This window comes from Paraburkholderia sp. MM5477-R1, from assembly GCF_050436385.1.
Classification (GTDB): domain Bacteria; phylum Pseudomonadota; class Gammaproteobacteria; order Burkholderiales; family Burkholderiaceae; genus Paraburkholderia; species Paraburkholderia tuberum.
Map to the genome: position 1 here is coordinate 698360 of NZ_JBNDMC010000005.1, position 20573 is coordinate 718932.

Consider the following 20573-nt stretch of genomic DNA (forward strand, 5'->3'; position numbering starts at 1 on the left):
GCACCGTCATCCACGCACCGACTTCGGCGCGTTGCGCGGTTCGCTGCGGGTTTGGTTGCATCCTTCCCGACCGCGCGTGCGACCGCCCGCGCTACACCAGCCACTCCGTCTCCCGCCGCGCTGCCATTCTTTGCCTGATCTTCTGCGCGAACGCGTCGCGTTTGTCGGCGTCCCTGCGGCGGTACAGATCGCTGCCGCTGATCACGCAGGCCGCAAGCGGCGTCTTGCCCGCCGCCTCCGACATCTGCTTCAGCGCCGATCCGCTGCCGCGCGCGCCCTCGCAGCAGAAAAGCGCCAGGTGACGGATCTGTCCTCCGTTCGATTCCAGCCACGCCCGAACCGGCGCGCACGCGCCGCCTGCCCAGACGGGCGCGCCGACGATGACCAGGTCGTACGCGGCGACGTCGAGCAGCGCCGGCATCACGGCGGCGCGCGGATGGCACAGCGCATCGATCACCGATCTGACGTAGCCGCGTGCGCCATCACGCGATCGTGGCCCGGCGCGTTCGCGGATCGGTTCGATGTCGGCGTCGAGTTCGGACGCGAGCAGTTCGGCAACACGTCGCGTGGTGCCGGTTCGCGAGTAGTAAACGATCAGAATCCTGCAACGCTCGGTCATGTTCCTTCTCCAGCAGCAGACACTGGGCGCTCCGTCCGCCAATTGGGCGTCACTCGTTGCGTGCGCGAAGCGCGCACGCCGAGCCGGGGTATGGACTCAGCCCGGATTAACCGGAACATTCCCTGGCCGTGATCGTTGCCCTCCACAGACGGCACGCAACTGCAGGCACCGCTACGGCGCGACGTCCGCTGCCATCACTGTATTTGCGCGCAGCCGGCAGCGCTTGACCTACATCAACTGGCGTGCGGCATCGGCGCGCTTGATCTGCGTCAATAGTCGCGCCGGGCCGGCCCATAGACTCCATTTGACAACGGGCTTACGCCGGTGTCCCCACGTTCTGTCACGGCGCTTTGGCGATGAGCTACAAGCCACGCACGGTGGAAGCCTCGACACCTGGCGAAGACGTCGCGAAGCGCATCGTCGCGGCGGCGCTCGAATGGCACGCCGACGCGATTGTGATGGGCGCGCACGGCCGCCGTCGTGTTCAACGACTGATGCTCGGCAGCGTCGCCGAGCGCGTGCTGCGCAGTGCCCGCTGCCCGGTTCTGACGATCCCGGCCCATGCAGGCGTCGAACCAGCCGACCATTCCGTCCCGGCCTCAGCCGAAAAGGAACTGACATGAGCTATAAGACCCTGCTCGTTCACATCGACGACAGCCGCCGCTGCGACACTCGCGTCGCGCTCGCGCTCGATCTTGCGCAGCGTTGGGATGCACACCTGATCGGTCTGTATGTCGTGTGCGAGGGCCTCGCGAAACCGCTGTTCGGCACCGACGACGGTTTCGTTGCCCAACGCGCCGCACTGACGACCGATCGCCGCGAGACGGCGCGGCATGCATTTCTCGCCCCGGCCGAGCGCGCCGGCCGCGCAGCGCAATGGCGCGCGGCGGAGGGCTCCCCCGTCGCCGTGACGACGCTTCACGCGCGGCACGCCGACCTGCTGGTGCTCGGCCAGCCCGACCCGCGAGATCCCGCCAGCTACGTCGACCGGCATTTCGTCGGCGAGGTCGTGCTCGGCGCGGGGCGTCCCGCGCTCGTGATCCCGCGCGCGGGCGCCGTGCCGACGCTCGGCGAGAACGTGCTGATCGCGTGGGACGGCAGCCGCGAAGCCTCGCGAGCGATCGCCGACGCGATGCCGCTGCTCGAACGGGCGCGCTTCGTTGGCGTCGCCGTCGTCGAGCCCACGCACGACCATGAAGCGGGACCCAGCGCGATCGACGTCGCGGCATGGCTCGAAGCGCACGGCGTGCGCGCGTCGTTCTCGACGACGCCGCGCCTCGGCATCGCCGGCACGGGCGCGACGCTGCTGAACCGGGTGTCGGATCTACATGCCGATCTGCTCGTGATGGGCGCGTATGGCCATTCGCGTGCGCGTGAGCGCGTGTGGGGCGGCGTTACGCGGACGATGCTCGAATCGATGACGGTGCCCGTGCTAATGGCGCATTGACAGGACGCCGTGCCGAACGAACGCTGCTGCGCGGCGTGGGGCGGTACACGCCGCGCGCCTGCGCGCCGCGCATCAACTCCCGCGCCGTCTCGGTCCGCTCAATGCGAACCATTCACGGCGAAACGCGACACCGTCCTTCCGCCTCGTTCAGGAAGCGCTGAATAAGGTCGCCGCCATGCGAAGGCGAAACACGGCCGAAGTGACATCTCACACAAACGGCCCGACTGCCCGCCACGGATAGCGGATAATGGATCGTGAACGAGACGCCGATCGCGAGACGGTTGGAACCAGCGGTCACGAAATGCCGTTCGGATTGATCGGCGTGCGCGAACACGCCCATGCTCGGCGACTCCATGCGGATCGATACAGCGCAAAACGCCGATTTCGCGATTGCGGTCAGGTTTCCCTGGCAATGGATGCAACCGGGAGAGATCACCCCATGATCAAGGTGTTGCTGGCCGACGACCACACGCTCGTGCGCGACGGACTGCGCCATATCCTGCAGCAGGCAAGCGGCTTCGAAGTGGCCGGCGAAGCTTGCGACAGCGCGACGACGATCGCGCTGATTCGCGCGACGCAGGCCCACGTGCTCGTGCTCGACCTGTCGATGCCGGGGCGCAATGGCATTGAACTGATCAAGCAGATCAAGGAGGAAAAACCCGGCCTGCGGATTCTGGTGCTGACGATGCACGCCGAGCAGCAATACGCGGTGCGAGCGTTCAAGGCGGGCGCGTCCGGCTATCTGACCAAGGAAAGCGCGAGCGCGGAACTGGTCGGCGCGGTGACGAAAGTCGCGTCAGGGGGCGTTTATGTCAGCCTCGCGATGGCCGAACGCTTTGCCCAGAACCTGAACGAGCCTGCCGACGCGCTGCCGCACCAGCGGCTGTCCGATCGCGAATTCGACGTGTTCCGGCGCCTGGTCGAAGGCGAGAGCATCACCGAGATCGCCAACGAACTATGCGTCAGCGTGAAGACGATCAGCACGCACAAGACGCGCATCCTCGAAAAAATGCAGATGCCGAACGAGAACGGGCTGGTTCGCTATGCGATCCGCCATAAGCTGTTCGACGACGGAAACGACCTGTAGCGCTTCTCCGCTGAGAGACCCGCGCAAAGCGTACGCGAGACATCTGAAACGTCGACCTGCCGCAAACCTGCCACGGTACCCGGCGACACGATGACGACACGAACCGCGTGCTCGCGGGAACGATCCGAAAGGAGACTTCGAGATGAACGATGCCGCCCAACATGACGCGTGGGAAATCGGCGAACCGCACTTCCACGCCTCCACGCCACTGGAACAGCAGCTGCGCTTTGCGCTGCATTATGCGGTGCTCGCGCCGTCGAATCACAACACGCAACCGTGGCGGTTCATCGTCGACGGCGAGACCGTACAGATCTGCGCCGACCGCATGCGCGCGCTTCCCGTGGTCGATCCTTTCGATCGCGAACTTCTGATGAGCTGCGGCGCGGCGTTGCTCAATCTTCGCGTGGCGCTGTGCCGTCTCGGTCTCGCTTATGCGATCACGCTGTTTCCATCGGAAGCCGACCCCGACATCGTGGCGCTCGTGCGCGTGTCGCGCGACGGGCTCCGCGATCCCCACCTGTGCGAACTCTTCGACGCGCTGACGGCGCGCGTGACCACGCGTGCGCCGTTCGTCGACGAAGCCGTTCCGGCGGCACTGCAACGCAAGCTCAGCGACGCCTGCGACGACGAGGGCGCGATTGCCTGTTGCGTGGAGCAAACGACCGCGCGCGAGGCGCTTGCGCAACTGATCGCCGACGCCGATCACGCGCAATTCGCGGACCCACGCTTCCGTCGCGAGCTCGCCAGTTGGATCCACCCGCGCCGGCGCGACGATGGCATGCCGGCCTACGGTACCGCTCTCGGAGCATTGCTCGACTTCGCGGCGCCGCTCGTCGGCCTGGCCGTCCGCGTATTCGATGTGGGCGCGGGACAGCCCGCCACGCATCAGCACCTCGTGCAAGGCTCGCCGCTGATGGTCGGCATCGCCACGATGCGCGACGACCGCGAGGCATGGCTCGCGGCGGGACAGGCGCTCGAGCGGATGCTGCTGGTCGCGGCGTCCGCGGGACTGACCGCTTCCTACCTGAACCAGCCGATCGAAGTGGACCCGCTGCGTGAGCGGCTCCGGACGCTGCTGGGAACGGAGGCGATTCCGCAGCTTCTGCTCCGCGTCGGCCGCGGCCCGCGCGTCAGTCACGCGCCGAGGCGGCCGCTGGCCGATGTGGTGTCCTGACACGCGTGGGTCCGGGCACGCGTGGAAACGGTACCGATGGGCCCTGATGAAGGTCGCGCGACAGCCAGACCAACGCCGGCATGCGCGATCCGACCGAAGGATCGCCATGTCATGCGCTACCTCAATGCCGCCACATGCTGCATGAACTGGACCTCAGCACTTCGCGATGGCCGCGCCTGAGCAAACGCGGCCAGCGACAATATCAAGCGGAAAAGCAGCGCGTTGCCTCACCTCAATGTCGGTTCGCGGGCTACACCGTTACCACGATCTTTCCGAACTGCCCGTTGGTTTCGAGGTAGCGGTGCGCGTCGACGATCTCGTCGAACCCAAAGGTGCGATCGATGACCGGCTTCAGCGAGCCGCTTTCGAGCCCCTTGAGCACGAACTCCACCGCAGCCTTTCGGCGCGTCGGGTCGCCACTCGTCAGCCAGATGTTGTGCGCCTTCACGGAAATCATTTTGGCGATCATCTGCAGCACGGGCAGCGTCGTGGCACGTTCGTCTAGCGCGCCGTACAGATACGCGATCCCCTGGAAGGACAGCGCCGAGACCAGTTTCGCGAAGTTCGGGCCGCCGACCGGATCGAAAGCGACGCGAGCCCCCTTGCCATTCGTGATCCGCATGATCGCTTCGACAAGGTCCGACTCGTCCGTGACGACCACGTGTGCGGCACCCGCGTCGAGCAACTGCTGTCGCTTGCCAGCATGGCGCGTGACCGCGATCGACGTCGCCCCAGCGTAATTCGCTAGCTGGATCGCTGCCAGTCCAACGCTGCTCGAAGCGGCCGGTATGACGACATAGTCGCCGGCGCCCACCTTCGCATCTTCGATCAGCGCGCCATATGCGGTGACGAACATCATCCACACCGACGCGGCCTCGGCGAAGGAAAGAGATTTCGGATGCCTGACGACTGCATGGTCCGGCACGATGATGACTTCGCCGTAGGTGAAGTACTGATTCATCGAGAACGACGGGATCACATTGACCTCGTCTCCGGGCGCGAAACCGCCGACGCCCTCGCCCACCGCGTCGACGATGCCGGCCGCCTCGTACCCGAGCCCGGCCGGAAAGCGGACTGGTTCGATGTACTGGTCGGTGCGCCACATCGATTCCGCGCGATTGAGACCGATCGCTTTCACGTTGATGCGAACTTCACCGCGGCCGGGGCCGCGGACCGATTCGTCGACGAATCGAAGCACTTCCGGCCCACCGGCCTCGGCAAACCTGACAGTCCGTGACATCACTACCTCCTGGATGGATTGATGGTAGAGCATTGCGAAAATTGCCACGTCGTTCCCGCGAGGGAATTCGACTGATAAGCGGGGAAATCCGAACAGTGCTTTTCGTCGTCGCCCCAGAACGCCGCCTCGCACAAAGAGGGTCGATCGAAAACTACGCGGTGGACGGATTTTCGCTGGTCATTCGCCTGATGATCGCAAGCAGTTCTTCGATATCGACGGGTTTGACGAGATGACTATCACACCCCGCTCCCGCTGAGCGAGTCACGTCCTCAGGCTGTCCGTATCCGGACACGGCGACGATTTCAAGGCGCTTGCCGGCCGCCTGACGGTCCCTCAGCCGACGCGCAACCTCATAGCCGCTGATTCCCGGCAGACCAAGATCAAGGAAAACGATCTGCGGCTCGAAGGCAGCGGCAATCTGAAGCGCTTCTTCCCCGCTGTGTGCGGTGCGCACATCGTGCGCGTCGAGAATCATTGCGAGCGACAGCGCGGCATCGCTGTTATCGTCGACGATCAGAACACGCAATGGATCGGACGGCGGTCGACCTGCTTCGGCACCGTCCTTCGCCCGCTGGTTGCTGCCCTGGCAAACGGGTAGACGTATTTCGAATTCACTGCCTCTGTTCTTGCCTTCGCTCCTGGCGACAATGGTCCCGCCGTGCATCTCGGTCAGCGTCTTGCACACCGAGAGCCCGATCCCAAGACCGCCCCTGGACGGCTCGCCGTGGCAGGAACCCTGTACGAACAGATCGAACACGTGAGGCAGTGCGTCGCCCGAAATACCCGTGCCCGTGTCCGACACGGTAACGGATACCTCCTGACCGACGAGCGTCGCGCATACGACGATCCGGCCGCCCTCGTCGGTGTATTTGATCGCGTTATCCAGCAGATTGGAAAATGTCTGGGTGATCCGCGCCGGGTCACCGTGGACGTACACTGGGTGCGCGAGCGGCAGACGCACGATGTCGTGATGCCGCTGCAACGCAGCCGGCATCGTGATCTCGAGAGCGTGGTCGAGTGCCAGCCTGATATCGAAGACCTCGCGCTTCAACTCGATCTTGCCGGTGGTGATCCTCGATACATCGAGCAGGTCGTCGATCAGATGCGACAGGTGGCCGGTCTGGCGTTCGATCACATTGCGCAGCCATTCACGTTTGGCGGGATCGGCTCCCGCGCCGTGGCCCAGCAGATGCGCGGCGTTACGCACGGGCGCCAACGGGTTGCGCAGCTCGTGCGCGAGCGTGGCCAGAAAGATGTCCTTGCGGCGATCGGCGTCCTGCAATTTCGCCTCTGCGTCGGTCCGCTCCGTCACGTCGCACAAGCTGCCAATGAACGTGTAATCGTCCTGCTGAACGGGCGGACGCAGATACCCGAACATTTCGACGGTTCTGAGCGCGCGGTCGGTTACGCGGTGCAGCCGGAACGCGACATGCACCGGCTCGCCGGAGACCAGCCGGGACTGAAAATGGCATTTCAGCAGTTCGACATCGTCGGGATGAACGACCGACGTCATGAACTCGGTTTCCGTCAACGGCCCCCTCTCCTCGGGCTGCCCGGTGATGTCGTACATCTGGCGGTTTTCCCACACGCCTTGTCGCGAGGCGCCACACCACTCGAAGATGCCGATGCCGGCCGCGCTCGTGGCGACACGCAGCCGCTCCTCGGTGAGCTTCAGCGCGGTCAGCGCCGTGTGCAGGCTGTCCTGCGCCGCCGCCACCTCGGCCGCCTGACGTTGCATTTGCGCCTCGATGGCGTTTTCGATCATCGCGCGAAACGTGCGCTCGACGATGTCGTGTGCCCGTATGTGAACGTCGACGGAAGCCGCAACCGGACCGAAATACGCGCGGATCTCGTCTTTCAGAAAGCGCTGCATCAGATCGATGTTGCGAAACAGATCCGTGACCCGCCAGCTCTCTGGCCAGAACCTGCCGGGGTACGCGACAGCCACATGCGCGGATAGTGACGCGTCGCTCTCGGCGACCAGCAGGGCGGCGCATACTTCGGCCAGCATATAGGCGAAACAGCCAATGAGTTCCTGCCCGCTGTCCGCATCGGTGTGCGCGGCCTGCTCCGAGGTCTCGGCGATCCAGCGATGCATCAGTTGCTCACGGGCACGCCCCAGCCTGTGCGCCAGCCCGTTTAGCGTGATCGCGCCTCGGGAATCCAGATCGAGATGCCGTTTCATCCAGGTACCCCCGGACAAAAGCTGTGAGCTCGCGATGCCGTCCCGGCACACCGGTTTGTGTCAGTCAACCTCTTTGTCATGGACCGTTTTAGTAGGTTACGCAGCGCGCGCTTATAAATAGTATCGCAGCATCCAGGGCGATCCGCCATGGCATGCGGGACAGGACGAAGCATTAAAAGCTCGACGTTTCCGACGCAAGTATCCTCGCGTGCGCGTAAGATTGCCGGGAACGCGATGAAGACGCGAAGGAGCCATGGCGATGGAGGAACCCCGGAACCCGACGCGACAGAACGGCCCCAAGGTCGCGTTTGCCCTGCAAGGCGGCGGTTCGCACGGCGCCTTCACGTGGGGTGTGCTCGACCGTCTGCTGGAGGCTTCGTCGCAGGCAACCCCGCTCGATATCGCGGCGATCAGCGGCGCAAGCGCGGGCGGAATCAATGCGACGCTGTGCGCGGCGGGTCTCGCAACCAGCGGCGCACCGAAAGCACGCGAGATGCTGCGCGCCTTCTGGGAAGCGGTATCGCGAGCCGGTGCGCTGGCGGGCAACGCGCTCCTCGGCTTTTCCGAACCCGGCCCATTCGGCGGCTGGAATATCGACTGGAATCCCGCCGCCATCATGCTGGAGGCCGTGGGACTCGTCGCTTCGCCTTACGGCAATCCGTTTTACCGCGATCCGCTCGGGCCGGTGATTCGTTCCGCCCTCCCCGAACAGGATCTCGCCGCGCTCAATACCACGCGCGATGGCCCGCAACTGTTCATTTGCGCAACCGACGTACGAACCAACCAACGCGCAATCTTCACCCGCCCCGAGATTTCCATTGACGTATTGCGCGCTTCCGCATGCCTGCCTAGCGAGTTTCGCACCATCAGCGTGGGCGGCATACCGTACTGGGATGGCGGCTATCTGGGCAACCCACCATTGGCACCGTTGATCGCCCATGCCCAGGACCTGATTCTCGTTCTCGCGAATCCGTTCGTGCGCCACGACATGCCGCCTAAAGACGCGCGCGGCATTCTCGACCGGCTCAATGAAATCGGTTTCAACGCGTCCGTCGTACTGGAGATCAACGCGATCGAAGCGGTCAACCGTGTGCTCGACTCGGTCGGCGAGGAAGCGGCGCGCAAAAGCCGCTTCAAGCCCGTCAGGTTTCACCTGATTCGCGACGACGATTTTCTCGCGAAGTTCGGTTTTGTTTCCAAGAGCAGCACGTCCTGGTCATTGCTCAAAACGCTCTTCGAGCGTGGCCGCGAAGTGGCGAACGTATGGCTCGAGAACGACTACGCGAAACTCGGGCAAGCGTCTTCGCTCGACGTCAAGGGTTCGTTGCTCGATCCGACGCTCAAGCACAGCGGCAACGCGAGCGCGCGACGAAACTGAAAAGGACGATTTCCATGCCGTGCACCGCATCGAGAGCGTTAGCGACGGCTTCGACGCCGGTCTGGAACCGATCCGCCATCGCGCGCACCTTAGCCGGACTGATCGCGTGTCCAGCCGCGGCTCCACGCTTGCGGCAGTAGTCTCAATCGCCTGCCCGCGAGATGACCCTCGCGATGGCCTCCGCAGCCGTCGCAACGTTGTTGTCATTGAGCGCGGCGACGCACATGCGCCCGGACCGGATCAAGTAGACGCCGTGCCGTTCGCGCAGCGTGTCGACCTGGTCTGCCGACAACCCGGTGTACGTGAACATACCGCGCTGCTCGAGGTAGCGCGCGAGCATCGTGTCCGGCACCTTGCCGCGCAGGCGTTCATGGATCTCCGCACGCATACGCATGATGCGCCGGCACATCGATGCAAGCTCTCGTTGCCATGATTGCCGCATTGCCGGTGTCGTCAGCACGCGCGCTACGATCTTTGCGCCGTGCGTCGGCGGATTGCTGTAGTTCGCGCGCACAGCGCTCGTCAATTGACCCAATACGCGCCCGGCAACGTCCGGCGACTCGCAAATCACCGACAGTCCGCCGCACCGCTCGCCATACAGCGAGAAGTTCTTCGAGAATGAATTGGCCACCAGCGCCGGCACGTTCTGGCGCACGAGTTCGCGAATCGCAAATGCGTCCGCGTCGATGCCCGCGCCGAAGCCCTGATACGCCATGTCGATGAATGGCAGCAGGGTCCGCTTCCTGATGACCTCGATCAGTTGCACCCATTGCGCGTCGTTCAGATCGACGCCCGTCGGGTTGTGACAGCACGCGTGCAACAGGACGACGCTGCGCGCCGGCAGCGCGTCGATGGCCGATAGCATCTCTTCGAACTTGAGCCCGCCGCTCGATTCGTCGTAGTACGGGTACGTGTCGACTTCGAATCCCGCGCGCTCGAAGATGAAACGGTGGTTTTCCCACGTCGGATCGCTGACCCATACCCGTGAGCCCGCAAAATAGCGCTTGATGAAATCCGCACCGACCTTGAGCGCGCCCGAGCCGCCCAAGGTCTGCACAGTCGCGATGCGCCCCTCGGTACGTGCCGGCGAGTCGTCGCCGAACACCAACGATTGCACGACATCGCGGTAGTGGGCGAAGCCCGCCATCGGCAGGTACGGCTTTGGACCGAGCTCGGCGAGCAGTTGTCCTTCAGCCTCGCGTACGGCTTGCATCACCGGTAAGCGGCCTTGATCGTCGTAATAGATGCCGATGCTCAGATTGACCTTATGGTCGCGCGAATCCTTCGCGAAGTTCTCGTTCAAGGTGAGGATCGGGTCGCCCGCATAGGCATCGATGTGTTCAAACATGCTGATTCCCTGGATTAGGCCAAATGGTTGCAGAAACGGGGTGTCTAGCGCATCGGCACACCAACCGGTACCGAGGCGTCCGCGCGTCGATTGCGCAAGCGATAGCCGACGCCCAGCGCAACGAGCCAAACGGGGATCAGGTAGACCGACATGCGCAGATCCGGTATCAGCCACATCACCACCAGGATGCCGCCAAGGAACACCAGACACAGATAGTTGGTAAGCGGATAGCCCAGGCTGCGGAATACGGTCGTCTCACCGGCTCGCGCTTTAGCCCTGCGAAAGCGCAAATGAATGATGCTGATCATCGCCCAGTTGATGATGAGCGCCGAGACGACGAGCCCCATCAGCAGTTCAAATGCCTTGCCGGGCATCAGGTAGTTGATCACCACGCAGGTGGCCGTCGCCACGGCGGAAACACCCAGCGCGACGAGCGGAATCCCGCGGGCGTTCACCTTCAGCAGAGCGCGCGGCGCATTGCCCTGGCCTGCGAGGCCGTAAAGCATGCGACTGTTGCAGTAGACGCCGCTGTTGTACACCGACAGCGCGGCGGTGAGCACCACCGCATTCAGCACGTTGGCGACGAAGTTACTATTCATCGCGTGAAAGATCAGCACGAACGGACTACCGCCCGTAACGACTTTTTCCCACGGATACAGCGACAGCAGCACGCCGAGTGCGCCGACGTAGAAAATCAGGATCCGGTAGATCACCTGGTTGGTCGCGCGCGGGATGGTGTGCGAAGGATCTTCCGCCTCGGCGGCCGTAATGCCGACGAGTTCCAGTCCACCGAACGAGAACATGATGACAGCCATCGCCATCACGAGGCCCGACACGCCGTTCGGAAAGAAGCCGCCGTGGCGCCAGAGATTGGCCACGCCCGCGTCAGGGCCTGCGTGGCCCGAAATCAACAGGTAGCCGCCGAAGCCGATCATGCCGACGATCGCCGCGACCTTGACGATCGAGAACCAGAACTCGAGCTCGCCGTACGACTTCACGCTGGTGAGGTTGATCGCGTTGATGACGCAAAAGCAGACGAGCGCGGAGACCCACGTGGGCAGACCGGGCCACCAGTACTGCATGTAGATGCCAACGGCCGACAGTTCTGCCATTGACACGAGAACGTACAGCACCCAGTAGTTCCAGCCGGACACGAAGCCGGAGAATTGGCCGCAGTATTTGCCTGCGAAGTAGCTGAAGGATCCCGCAACCGGCTCGTCGACGACCATTTCGCCGAGCTGCCGCATGATGAAGAAGGCGACGATGCCCGCGATCGCGTACCCGAGCAACACGGACGGCCCTGCCGTCTTGATGGTCTGCGCGATGCCGAGAAAGAGGCCGGTGCCGATTGCGCCTCCTAGCGCGATCAACTGAATGTGACGATTCTTCAGGCCGCGCTGTAGCGTGCCCTGTTGCTGGTGTGCCACGATGTTGTCTCCTCTGTCCTGCGGTTGGTTCTGGACGCCACGCCTCGCTTTTCGCCTGCTCTGGTCGAGAGCTATCAACGGGGTTGTACGCGCGTCAAACCTTCAGCGTGCCCCGCTCGATCTGATCGCGTTCGAGCGACTCGAACAGCGCCTTGAAATTGCCTTCGCCGAAACCTTCATCACCCTTGCGCTGGATGAATTCGAAAAAGACAGGGCCAAGCAGCGGCTTGGAAAAAATCTGCAGCAGCAGGCGCGGCGACCCGTCTGCCGTCGTTCCGTCGAGAAGGATGCCGCGCGATTGCAATTCGCCCACCGGTTGACCGTGGCCCGGCAAGCGCGTCTCGAGCGCATCGTAGTAGTAGCTGTTGGGCCCCGTCATCAGCGGCACGCCTGCCATCTGCAGGTTGTCGATAACCGTTATCAGATCGTCCGTCAGGAACGCGATGTGTTGAATGCCCTCGCCATTGAAGGCCATCAGGAATTCCTCGATCTGCCCGCTCCCCTTGCCAGATTCCTCGTTCAATGGAATGCGGATCTTGCCGTCCGGCGCCGTCATCGCCTTCGACGTGAGACCCGTGTATTCGCCCTCGATGTCGAAGTAGCGTAGCTCACGGAAGTTGAACAGCGTCTCGTAGAAGTTGGCCCAATACGTCATGCGGCCGCGATAGACGTTGTGCGTGAGGTGGTCGACGAGGCGCAAGCCATGACCGGCCGGCCGCCGCTCGACACCTTCGATGAACTCGAAATCGATGTCGTAGATCGACTTGCCGTCCTCGAAGCGGTCGATCAGATAAAGCGGTGCGCCGCCAATGCCTTTGATTGCCGGCAATCTCAGCTCCATTGGACCGGTTGCGATTTCGATCGGCTGAGCGCCCAACGACAGCGCTCGGGCGTAGGCCTTGTGCGAATCCTTCACGCGAAATGCCATGCCGCACGCACTCGGGCCATGCTCGGCGGCAAAGTAAGCGGCCGCACTGTTGCGCTCGCGATTGACGATGAAGTTGATTTCGCCCTGGCGGTAAAGCAGCACGTCCTTCGAACGGTGGCGAGCCACCAGTGTGAAGCCCATCTGCTCGAACAGCGGTTCAAGGACATTGGGTACGGGCGAGGCAAATTCAACGAATTCGAAGCCCATCAGTTGCATTGGATTGTCAAACAGGTCGGCCATGATCTCTCAGGTTCAGCAGAGGGTGAATGATTTGTGGCGAGCAACCGGCACCGAGTGGTGCCGGCAATCGCCACGCAGGCAGCGTCCTCGGACCACTCTCTCAACGCATTTTCCGGCGTCGTCGCAGCGCCATTTGGATTCAGTGTAAGTTTTTATCGACGCAATTGGATTTCCTTGCAGACGCAGACAAACCCTGATTTGTGCATTAATATTTCATTTCACTGGAGAACGAGGAAATAAAAGTGCAGGCAATCGACATCGACCGTATCGACGTGCGTCTACTGGAGATTCTTCAGTCCCAGGGGCGCATCTCCAATCTCGAACTTGCGGAGGCGATCAAACTGTCGCCCGCGCAAACGCTGAGGCGGCATCGCCGGCTCGAGGAAATGGGTGTGATCAAACGCTACGAGACGCGGCTCGACGCGCAGCTGCTGGGCTTTGGCGTAGTGGCCTTCATCCAGGTGACGATGGAGCGAGGCCATGTCCGCGACCTGTCGAAGTTCAAGCGAATGATCTCGGAACTCACCCAGGTTCAGGAATGCTTCGTCGTAACGGGTGATATCGATTACATGCTCAAGGTCGTGGCGCAAGACCTGAAAGCGCTGTCGGAGTTTCTGCTGGATACGCTGATGCGCATTCCGGGCGTGAGCGGAGTCAAGTCCAGCGTTTGCCTCGATGAAATCAAATGTACGGGCGCTGTCCCGTTGGCGGCCTAGCCCGCTGAGCGCGAGCGTCGTCCGTCACATTCCGGTGCTGCCCACTATTCCCCGCATGCGTGCGTGCGCTTCAACGATCATTTTGCTCCTGAAGGTCAAAGCTCCCAGGCGATCCAGAGCGAGGCACTAGTTCACCCTCCCGACCGACCGCAATACCGAGCGTCCTTGCGCAGTCAGACGCCCTCGCGCGTATCCAGACGCGAGCTTTTCCAGAAATACAAGTTGGCGCTCGCACAACGCGTCGAGATCGCCGGGATCGAAATTTTCTGGACGGGGGTTTGTCTCGAGAAGCATGAGCGTTGCGATCTCATGTGGGCTAAGCATCGTCGTCTCCCTGGCTCTGATGTTCCATGCATCATGGTCCTTCCTCGAAGGATAGATGCTCATCAAAACGTGTCGACGCGCATTTTGTCGCATACCTCGATGCCCGAATCCGGCTTCCCGGGCGCAGGTCGAAGCCTCAGCATGCCGCCACGCTTCGTGCAGGAGGTTCCGCCCCGATAGAGCCCAACCGCCCCGCAACACGGTCGATCGCCACGAGATGACTGAGTGCCTGACAGAACGTCTCGTCGAGACTGCGCTCCGCATCCAGCGCGACAACGCCGTTGACCTCGAACACGGCGCGATAGGCCGCCACCTGACGCGTCAGAAAGCTCATCGGCGGCGGCTGGTCGTTCTCGTCGTTCCTTGCCCGTACGCGACGGTGTGAAGTCGCGCCGGAAACGTTCAGACCAAAGGCGACATCGGGACGCAGCAAGTGACCGGCGATGCTGCGGAGCACAGGCGCAGTCTCAGCGGGATCGGAACGCGTGCCGATTTCAGCCTGAGAGGTGAACACGTAGCGGTCGCAGAAAACGACGTCGCCGCGTTCCAGTGCCGGTATGACAGTGTCGGTCAGATGCTGGACGAGGTCTCCCATGATGGACAGCAGAATGCCCAGCATGTCGACGCGCCGTCGGTTTACGTCGAGTCCGGAACCGGCGCTCGATGTATGCCAGTGGCTGTCCACCATGTCCCGGAACAGCGCATCTTTGCGGATCCGACGGGTCGGCGTAAACGTCGTCACGCAGTTGAACCCCGCACGCGTGCACGCGCTTTCGAGCCTTTCCATCAGTGACGACTTCCCCGCCCCATCCACACCGCACAACGTGACCAGAACCCCCGGATAAGCATGCGGTTTGAGCTCGAGCGTTTCGAAAACACCATTCGACATGAAATCACCTCAGACCATAACTTCCCGAGACTCCGCCAGCATCTCGTCACGGGCCTCGATCGGCGCGAGGACCGCGGTGAAGTGCTTGAGCATCGACGGTGCCGAGACGATGCGCATTCCCCGGATCGCATCGCGTCGTTGGTAGACCCGGATCAACGCGGCGGCAACCGCCGCGAGGTGGCTATCGGTGTAGACGCGGCGAGGAATGGCCAGCCTCAGCAGTTCCAGCCTCGGGGCGCTGACAGTGCCCGTCGACGGATCTTCTTTCAGGAACGCCAACGAGCCCAGACCGACGGCGCGCACGCCGCCCTCCAGATAAAGCTCGGCAGCCAGCGCCTCGGCCGGGAACTGCGAGCGCGGCAGGTGCGGCAGGAAGGCGGCCGCATGGACGTACACCGCGTGTCCACCGGTCGGCCTCAGTATCGGAACGCCGCCGGCAAGCAGTGTGTCCCCTAGCCGTTCGACCTGACCTACGCGGTGTTGCAGGTATCGGTCGTCGACCATCTCGCGCAGACCGATCGCGAGTGCCTCGAGATCGCGGCCCGCCATCCCTCCGTAGGTGACGAAACCTTCGTACAGCACGAGCAGCGGCACGACCTGCTCATAGAGCGTGCGCGACCGTGTCGCGAGCAAGCCGCCGATGTTGACCAGCGCGTCCTTTTTGCAGCTGAACGTGCAGCCCTCGGCATAGGAAAACTGCTCCTTCAGAATTTCCGCCACGGACCGGTTCGCATACCCGCTCTCGCGCTGCTGGATGAAGTAAGCATTCTCCGCGCAGCGCGCCGCATCGAAGTAGACCGGAATCGCAAACTCATCGGCCAACGCCCTCACCGCGCGCAGGTTCGCCATCGACACCGGCTGGCCGCCGCCCGCGTTGTTCGTCAGCGAGACCATGATCAGCGGAATATTGTCGCGCCCTTCGCTTTCGATCACGTTGCGCAGCTTCTGCACATCCACGTCGCCCTTGAACGGGTGCTCGACAGCGGGTTGGTAGCCGATTTCGGCGACGCACGGTATCGCGGTCCCGCCGGCAATCGATACGTGTGCCTCGGTCGAATCGAACGGCGCGTTGAATGGCACCACCTGGCCTGGGCGCACGAGGGTCCGAAACAGGAAGTGCTCGGCCGGCCGGCCCTGATGGGTTGGCAATACGTAGTCGAAGCCGAGCATGTCCCGCACGGCCTGCGTCAACTTCGTGAAACTGCGGGAACCGGCATATGATTCGTCGCCGGTCATGATGCCGGCCCACTGGTTCGCGCTCATCGCGGAGGTGCCGCTGTCCGTCATCAGATCGATGTAGACGTCGTCTGCTTCGAGGCGAAAGACGTTGTACCCGGCGGCGACCAGCCGCGCCTGCCGTTGCTCGCGGTCGATCAGCCTGATCGGCTCGACCATCTTGATCCTGTACGGCTCAGGCTGGCTGTTTTCTAAAAGCATGCACTCCTCCTGGGTTGAAAGTACGCAGGCCACTGGATGACTGGCCGCTTCGGGCATCGCACACCGCATCAGGCACTTTGCTCGATCGTCACAACCTCGATCGGTGCCCAATCCGCATCGCCGCCGGCCGCGGACGTGCGGTGACATCCGCGAGCGTCGTGGGCCGCTTCGAAGCGTTTCTCGATCCGGTTCAGGATCGACCAATACGCGCCCCGTTCGCCTTGCGCGATCGCTTCGACCAGCGCGTCGTTCGCGTTGTAGTTGAACAGACTCGCGTTGGTCCCGAAGAACCGCCGATCATTGCCGATCAGATCGGCAATGAATTGCTGCGGGTCCGGGCCCAATGCGGTCGGCAGATAGAACACCGGATGCAGCAGATCGTCGTTGCCTTCGATATGGCCGTGAAGATTCGGATTTCCGACGTGCAGCCCTTCGCGGCGAATCATCTGCTCGAGTTCGGTGCCGGGGAAAATCCTCAGCCCGACCGTCACCGAAACGCGCTCCGGATCGACCCGCTTGATGAACTCGATCGTCTCGCGCGCGGTTTCCTGCGTCTCGCCGGGGGCGCCGAACAGCAGCTCGATGATGTGCTCGAGGCCGTGGCGCTTCGCCGTATTGACCGCATGCTCTATGTCGTGGGCGCTAAAGGTGCGGCGCAGTATCTTCAGCATCGTTTCGCTGGCGGTGTCGACGCCGAAGTTCATGCCGACGCAACCGGCTGCTTTCATCGCAGCCGCGAGTTCATCGGGAAACGGCCGCGGCATACCGTACGCATACCACTGGATTTTGCCGGCGAGCCCGTGCCGGATGATGGCCGCGCACAGCGCAAGAGGATGCGCGACGCTCAGATTGAATTCCGAGTCGTTGATGTGAAAGACGTTGACCCCGCGTTCTTCGAGCGATGCCATCTCGGCGACGACATCATCGGGTTCGCGCATGCGCACCGTGCGGCCTTTGATCAGCGGCTCGACGCAATAGATGCAGGAGCGATTGCAACCTCGCTTCGTTTCGATGCCGATCTGGCCGCCTTTGGCGAAGTAGTGGGGGTTGTCGACCAGCTCGCGTTTGTGAGGCCCGATGCTGGCCAGCGGTCCGCATGCGTTCGGGGCGAGCGGCGTAGCGCGCACCCCGGCCGTATCGCGGTAGACCACGCCGGGTATGTGCGTGAAACTCCTGCCTTCTTCGAGGCAGGTCAGCAGCTCGGGAAAGCTGAATTCGCCTTCCCGGACGATGCCGAAGTCGGCGTCGAGGTAAGCAAGCAGCTTTTCCGGCATCACCGAGTAGCCCGCGCCGCCCATCACGACCGGAACCGCGCGCGCGCGCCGAAGCAACGCGACGATGTCCCTGATTCTGTCGAGAAAGCTGTAGCCGCTGGAAAAATAGACGTCGTCGGTATTTCGCAGCGTCACCCCCCAGTAATCCGGCGCGGCGGTGCGGCAGTGCGCGGCAATGGCCGCCTCGCAATCGTCGGAGAAGCACAGGTCGAGCAAATCGAGCTCGAACCCGGCTCGCTCCATCGGCGCCGACAGGTAGTCGAACGCAATCGGCGCAATCGCCGGTTTGATCTGGTTCGTGTTGACGAAGGTGACGCGCTTGGCCATGTTCGATCGGTCTCGGTGGAAAGGTTCGCGAGGGCTCGCAGGAATGCGCCTAGACGGCGACGTCGATGGACAGCTTCTGGCCCGCGCGGGCCACCGTCATCTCACTCATGAATTCACCGAACCGATGCATCATCACCGCCGCGAGGTGCTTCGCCTTGTCCTCGCAGTCGGAGAATGCATAGAAGCCCGGACCCGCGCTGCTCATCCCCGCGTACACCGCGCCCTCGCGTTGCATCGTCTCGTCGAACTCACGCATCACGTCGGTCCGGAAAATGCCTTCGAGCACCTTCATGTTGCTCATGCTGTTGAGTTCCCAGCCGTGCTTCAGAAACGCGAACAGGTCGTTGCGATGCAGTGCTGGCCGCAACTTCTGCTCGATGAAGTTGCGCCACGCGATGCCGTAGCGCTTCTGCCACTCGACAAAATGCGTCGGCACGAAGCCTGCCTCGGTGGTACCGGACATGTCCGCGCCTTCGCCATGGGCGCGCAGCGCTTCGGTCGATAGCGTGTCGTAGTTGCCAACGGCGGTGGTCACCCACAGGTTTTCCGAACTCAGGTTGCCGAGAAAACGGCCGTTGCCGTGCTTCTCGTCGACCCAGACCAGACCGCCGAAGAACAGGCACGCTTCGCCAACGCCGGTCTCCAGTCCGAAATACACGTGCTCGTCATCCTTCGCGGTCTCGACGTAGTTGCGGGTGATCATTTCCCACATGTCGTGCGGCGAAAACGGAGAGCCGAACAACGCGTTCAAGCCGGCGAGCGTCGCGGTATTGAACGAGACATTCGAGCCGAAGCCGCTGTGCTGGTGCTGGATGCTGCGCACCCGATCGACGCGGATGTCGTCACGTTCGTAGCCGACGGCTCGCTTGAACAACTCGAGCATGTGCCGCCCGCTCGGCACGTCGCAGCCGCCCTCGCCGTTGGTCGTCTTCGTGACGGTGATCCGGTGTCCGACCGTGCTCGTCGATACGCCGAGTCCGCCGCCGCCGAAGCCGGGCGCCATTTGCATAAAGTCGAATACCGCGAAGTGAAGGCGCCCTGGCACCGAGACCTCGGCACGATCGTAGCTCGGTACCGCGTCGCGCTCCCAGTGCGGCAGCACAGTCAGATTCGCACCCGGCAGGAACTGCCCCGCTTTCGCCTTCCATGCCTGATTCATTGCTCTACCTCCATCCTCGTGAGTATTCCCAAGCGATACGTTTCGCGACCATCAATACGCACCACTCACTGTTCGCGCTCCTGGCGCACGGTTCGTGCCAGGCACGCTCTTGCAGCGCGACGTGAGTCCTCGTCAGAAGCAATGACGCAAGCGGGCAGCCAGATTTCAAAGGGCAGCGCGATACATGCGCACGTTTAGATGTTTGGACGTCGGCATGCGTACCGGGCCGGTATCGAACGTCCCGCAGTCGATCTCAACCAACAGATGCGCTTCACCTGTTGGCCCGGCACCGACAACCAGCAGGCTGCGACGGGCTCGCCCCGAACGGGCGTCGGCAAATCGCAGACTCCGCTTCAATCGGCGCGAAACCCGCGCGGCCTTTTGAGATCTGGGCACCTCGGTCCGTTCTTGCAGGGAATGAGGAGGACCTTCGTGCTGCCGACGCACGACTGGCATGAACCCTGCAAAAAGCATCCACAGTTGGTGGCCGGCCTGCCTCGATTCCTTCTTGCCGTAGCCGAACCCGAATCGCGAGGCACCGGTCGATTGCCACTCGTGACTCGCCCTCTTGATCTTTGCCGGGAGCCGCAGATGACAGCAACCTTGAAGGACGACGCGCTGGCGCGACGCCACATCGATTGGCCGCGCGCCTTGCGGGCGATCAAGGCGTTGAGGGCGAACGTAGACGATATTCAGCATGCCTACGAAGTGATGATCGCGCTCGACGGCGGCCAGATGGAGGCGATGTACCAGCGTTTTCTCGGCGAGCCCGGCGCCGGCGCGCTGCTTGCCGAGCAGCCGTCACTGCTCGGCACGCTCGCGGATTCCGACACGCTGCTGCGCTTGCCGCCGGGCTCGTTCGGCTGCGCTTACATGGCGATGATGGAGCACAGCGGCTACAGCGCCGATGGTCTGCTGCAGGCGAGCCGGCTGGCCGCGGGCCTCGAAGAAATCCTCCCCGGCCCGGACCGTCAGTGGTTCATCGAGCGCACCGGCTGCATTCATGACCTGCTGCACGTGTTGACGGGCTATGGCCAGGACTGGGCCGGCGAGACCTCGCTTCTCGCGTTCGACTGCGGGCTCGAACCGATGCGCGCGCGCATCGTCGGGCTGCTCGGCACCGCGTTGACTGCGCCGTGGTGGCCGAACTTCTGGGTCCATCGTTTTCTGCGCCGCGCGTGGCTGCGTGGCAAGCGCGCGCGCATTCCCCTTTCCTACCGCTGGGAAGAAGCGTTGCAGCGGCCACTCGAAGCCGTCCGCCTGGAGCTGGCGATCGAGCCTGTCGCGCTCGCGCATCCACAGGGCATCCTGGCCGGCGGCCAGACACTGCCGTGGCGCTACGCCGCGTCGAGCAACGCGTGAACGGAAAGGGAT

At 63.1% G+C, this 20573-nt stretch carries 18 protein-coding genes and 1 pseudogene; 7 read left to right on the forward strand and 12 right to left on the reverse strand.

Annotated elements, in window-relative coordinates; all coding sequences use genetic code 11:
- Positions 1 to 91 precede the first annotated feature (91 nt).
- On the reverse strand, positions 92 to 619 hold the full coding sequence (locus OKW35_RS15590; protein WP_429552490.1) for a flavodoxin family protein: 528 nt from the start codon (positions 617 to 619) through the stop codon (positions 92 to 94).
- Between the two features lie 368 nt (positions 620 to 987).
- On the opposite strand from OKW35_RS15590, the pseudogene OKW35_RS15595 reads away from it, so the two are divergent.
- Both OKW35_RS15595 and OKW35_RS15600 read left to right on the forward strand, forming a co-directional pair.
- Positions 988 to 1242: pseudogene (locus tag OKW35_RS15595) on the forward strand (universal stress protein); the annotation flags it as partial.
- A complete protein-coding gene (locus tag OKW35_RS15600) occupies positions 1239 to 2066 on the forward strand; it encodes a universal stress protein (RefSeq protein ID WP_429552491.1) in 828 nt (275 codons plus the stop codon). The pseudogene OKW35_RS15595 and the gene OKW35_RS15600, both read left to right, overlap by 4 nt.
- Positions 2067 to 2178: 112 nt before the next feature.
- On the opposite strand, the gene OKW35_RS15605 is transcribed toward OKW35_RS15600, so the two are convergent.
- Positions 2179 to 2406 carry a hypothetical protein gene (locus tag OKW35_RS15605; RefSeq protein ID WP_429552492.1) on the reverse strand — a complete coding sequence of 76 codons (228 nt, stop codon included), beginning with the start codon at positions 2404 to 2406 and terminating at the stop codon, positions 2179 to 2181.
- Positions 2407 to 2505: 99 nt separating this feature from the next.
- Here OKW35_RS15605 and OKW35_RS15610 point away from each other — a divergent pair, with 99 nt between their 5' ends.
- On the forward strand, positions 2506 to 3153 hold the full coding sequence (locus tag OKW35_RS15610) for a response regulator (RefSeq protein ID WP_090811511.1): 648 nt from the start codon (positions 2506 to 2508) through the stop codon (positions 3151 to 3153).
- 142 nt (positions 3154 to 3295) lie between these two features.
- On the forward strand, positions 3296 to 4327 hold the full coding sequence (locus OKW35_RS15615) for an Acg family FMN-binding oxidoreductase (RefSeq protein WP_429402403.1): 1032 nt from the start codon (positions 3296 to 3298) through the stop codon (positions 4325 to 4327).
- A 250-nt stretch (positions 4328 to 4577) separates the two neighbouring features.
- On the opposite strand, the gene OKW35_RS15620 is transcribed toward OKW35_RS15615, so the two are convergent.
- Entirely contained in the window at positions 4578 to 5567 is a 990-nt protein-coding gene (locus OKW35_RS15620) for a zinc-dependent alcohol dehydrogenase family protein (RefSeq protein WP_429552493.1), read from the reverse strand.
- A 151-nt stretch (positions 5568 to 5718) separates the two neighbouring features.
- The gene (locus OKW35_RS15625; RefSeq protein WP_429552494.1) at positions 5719 to 7752 is read right to left on the reverse strand and encodes an ATP-binding protein; all 2034 of its coding nucleotides are present in this window, start codon (positions 7750 to 7752) and stop codon (positions 5719 to 5721) included.
- Positions 7753 to 8011: 259 nt separating this feature from the next.
- Between OKW35_RS15625 and OKW35_RS15630 the strand changes: the two genes are divergently transcribed.
- Positions 8012 to 9130, forward strand: a complete 1119-nt coding sequence (locus OKW35_RS15630) for a patatin-like phospholipase family protein (protein WP_184058783.1) — start codon at positions 8012 to 8014, stop codon at positions 9128 to 9130.
- A gap of 142 nt (positions 9131 to 9272) precedes the next feature.
- Here the strand turns inward: OKW35_RS15630 and OKW35_RS15635 are convergent, their stop codons facing one another.
- The 3 genes from OKW35_RS15635 to hppD all read right to left on the reverse strand — a co-directional run bounded on the left by OKW35_RS15635 (position 9273) and on the right by hppD (position 13073).
- The gene (locus OKW35_RS15635) at positions 9273 to 10478 is read right to left on the reverse strand and encodes an amino acid aminotransferase (RefSeq protein ID WP_429552495.1); all 1206 of its coding nucleotides are present in this window, start codon (positions 10476 to 10478) and stop codon (positions 9273 to 9275) included.
- Between the two features lie 44 nt (positions 10479 to 10522).
- A complete protein-coding gene (locus tag OKW35_RS15640; RefSeq protein ID WP_429552496.1) occupies positions 10523 to 11905 on the reverse strand; it encodes an amino acid permease in 1383 nt (460 codons plus the stop codon).
- A gap of 94 nt (positions 11906 to 11999) precedes the next feature.
- Entirely contained in the window at positions 12000 to 13073 is a 1074-nt protein-coding gene (gene hppD / locus OKW35_RS15645; protein ID WP_184011854.1) for a 4-hydroxyphenylpyruvate dioxygenase, read from the reverse strand.
- Positions 13074 to 13315: 242 nt separating this feature from the next.
- On the opposite strand from hppD, the gene OKW35_RS15650 reads away from it, so the two are divergent.
- Positions 13316 to 13789: an Lrp/AsnC family transcriptional regulator gene (locus tag OKW35_RS15650; protein ID WP_090811524.1), complete on the forward strand. Its 474-nt coding sequence runs from the start codon at positions 13316 to 13318 to the stop codon at positions 13787 to 13789.
- Between the two features lie 126 nt (positions 13790 to 13915).
- Here OKW35_RS15650 and OKW35_RS15655 read toward each other — a convergent pair whose 3' ends face one another.
- The 5 genes from OKW35_RS15655 to OKW35_RS15675 form a co-directional block, all read right to left on the reverse strand.
- Positions 13916 to 14113: a hypothetical protein gene (locus tag OKW35_RS15655; protein WP_429290725.1), complete on the reverse strand. Its 198-nt coding sequence runs from the start codon at positions 14111 to 14113 to the stop codon at positions 13916 to 13918.
- 136 nt (positions 14114 to 14249) lie between these two features.
- Positions 14250 to 15002 (reverse strand): dTMP kinase, encoded by a 753-nt coding sequence (locus OKW35_RS15660; protein WP_429552497.1) that lies wholly within the window; start codon positions 15000 to 15002, stop codon positions 14250 to 14252.
- A 9-nt stretch (positions 15003 to 15011) separates the two neighbouring features.
- Complete coding sequence (locus tag OKW35_RS15665) at positions 15012 to 16439, reverse strand: tryptophanase (RefSeq protein WP_429552498.1); 1428 nt, start codon at positions 16437 to 16439, stop codon at positions 15012 to 15014.
- Positions 16440 to 16507: 68 nt separating this feature from the next.
- Complete coding sequence (locus OKW35_RS15670) at positions 16508 to 18040, reverse strand: B12-binding domain-containing radical SAM protein (RefSeq protein WP_429552499.1); 1533 nt, start codon at positions 18038 to 18040, stop codon at positions 16508 to 16510.
- Positions 18041 to 18089: 49 nt separating this feature from the next.
- Positions 18090 to 19199 (reverse strand): hypothetical protein, encoded by a 1110-nt coding sequence (locus OKW35_RS15675; protein ID WP_429552500.1) that lies wholly within the window; start codon positions 19197 to 19199, stop codon positions 18090 to 18092.
- A gap of 591 nt (positions 19200 to 19790) precedes the next feature.
- Between OKW35_RS15675 and OKW35_RS15680 the strand changes: the two genes are divergently transcribed.
- On the forward strand, positions 19791 to 20561 hold the full coding sequence (locus OKW35_RS15680) for a Coq4 family protein (RefSeq protein ID WP_429552501.1): 771 nt from the start codon (positions 19791 to 19793) through the stop codon (positions 20559 to 20561).
- Positions 20562 to 20573 lie beyond the last annotated feature (12 nt).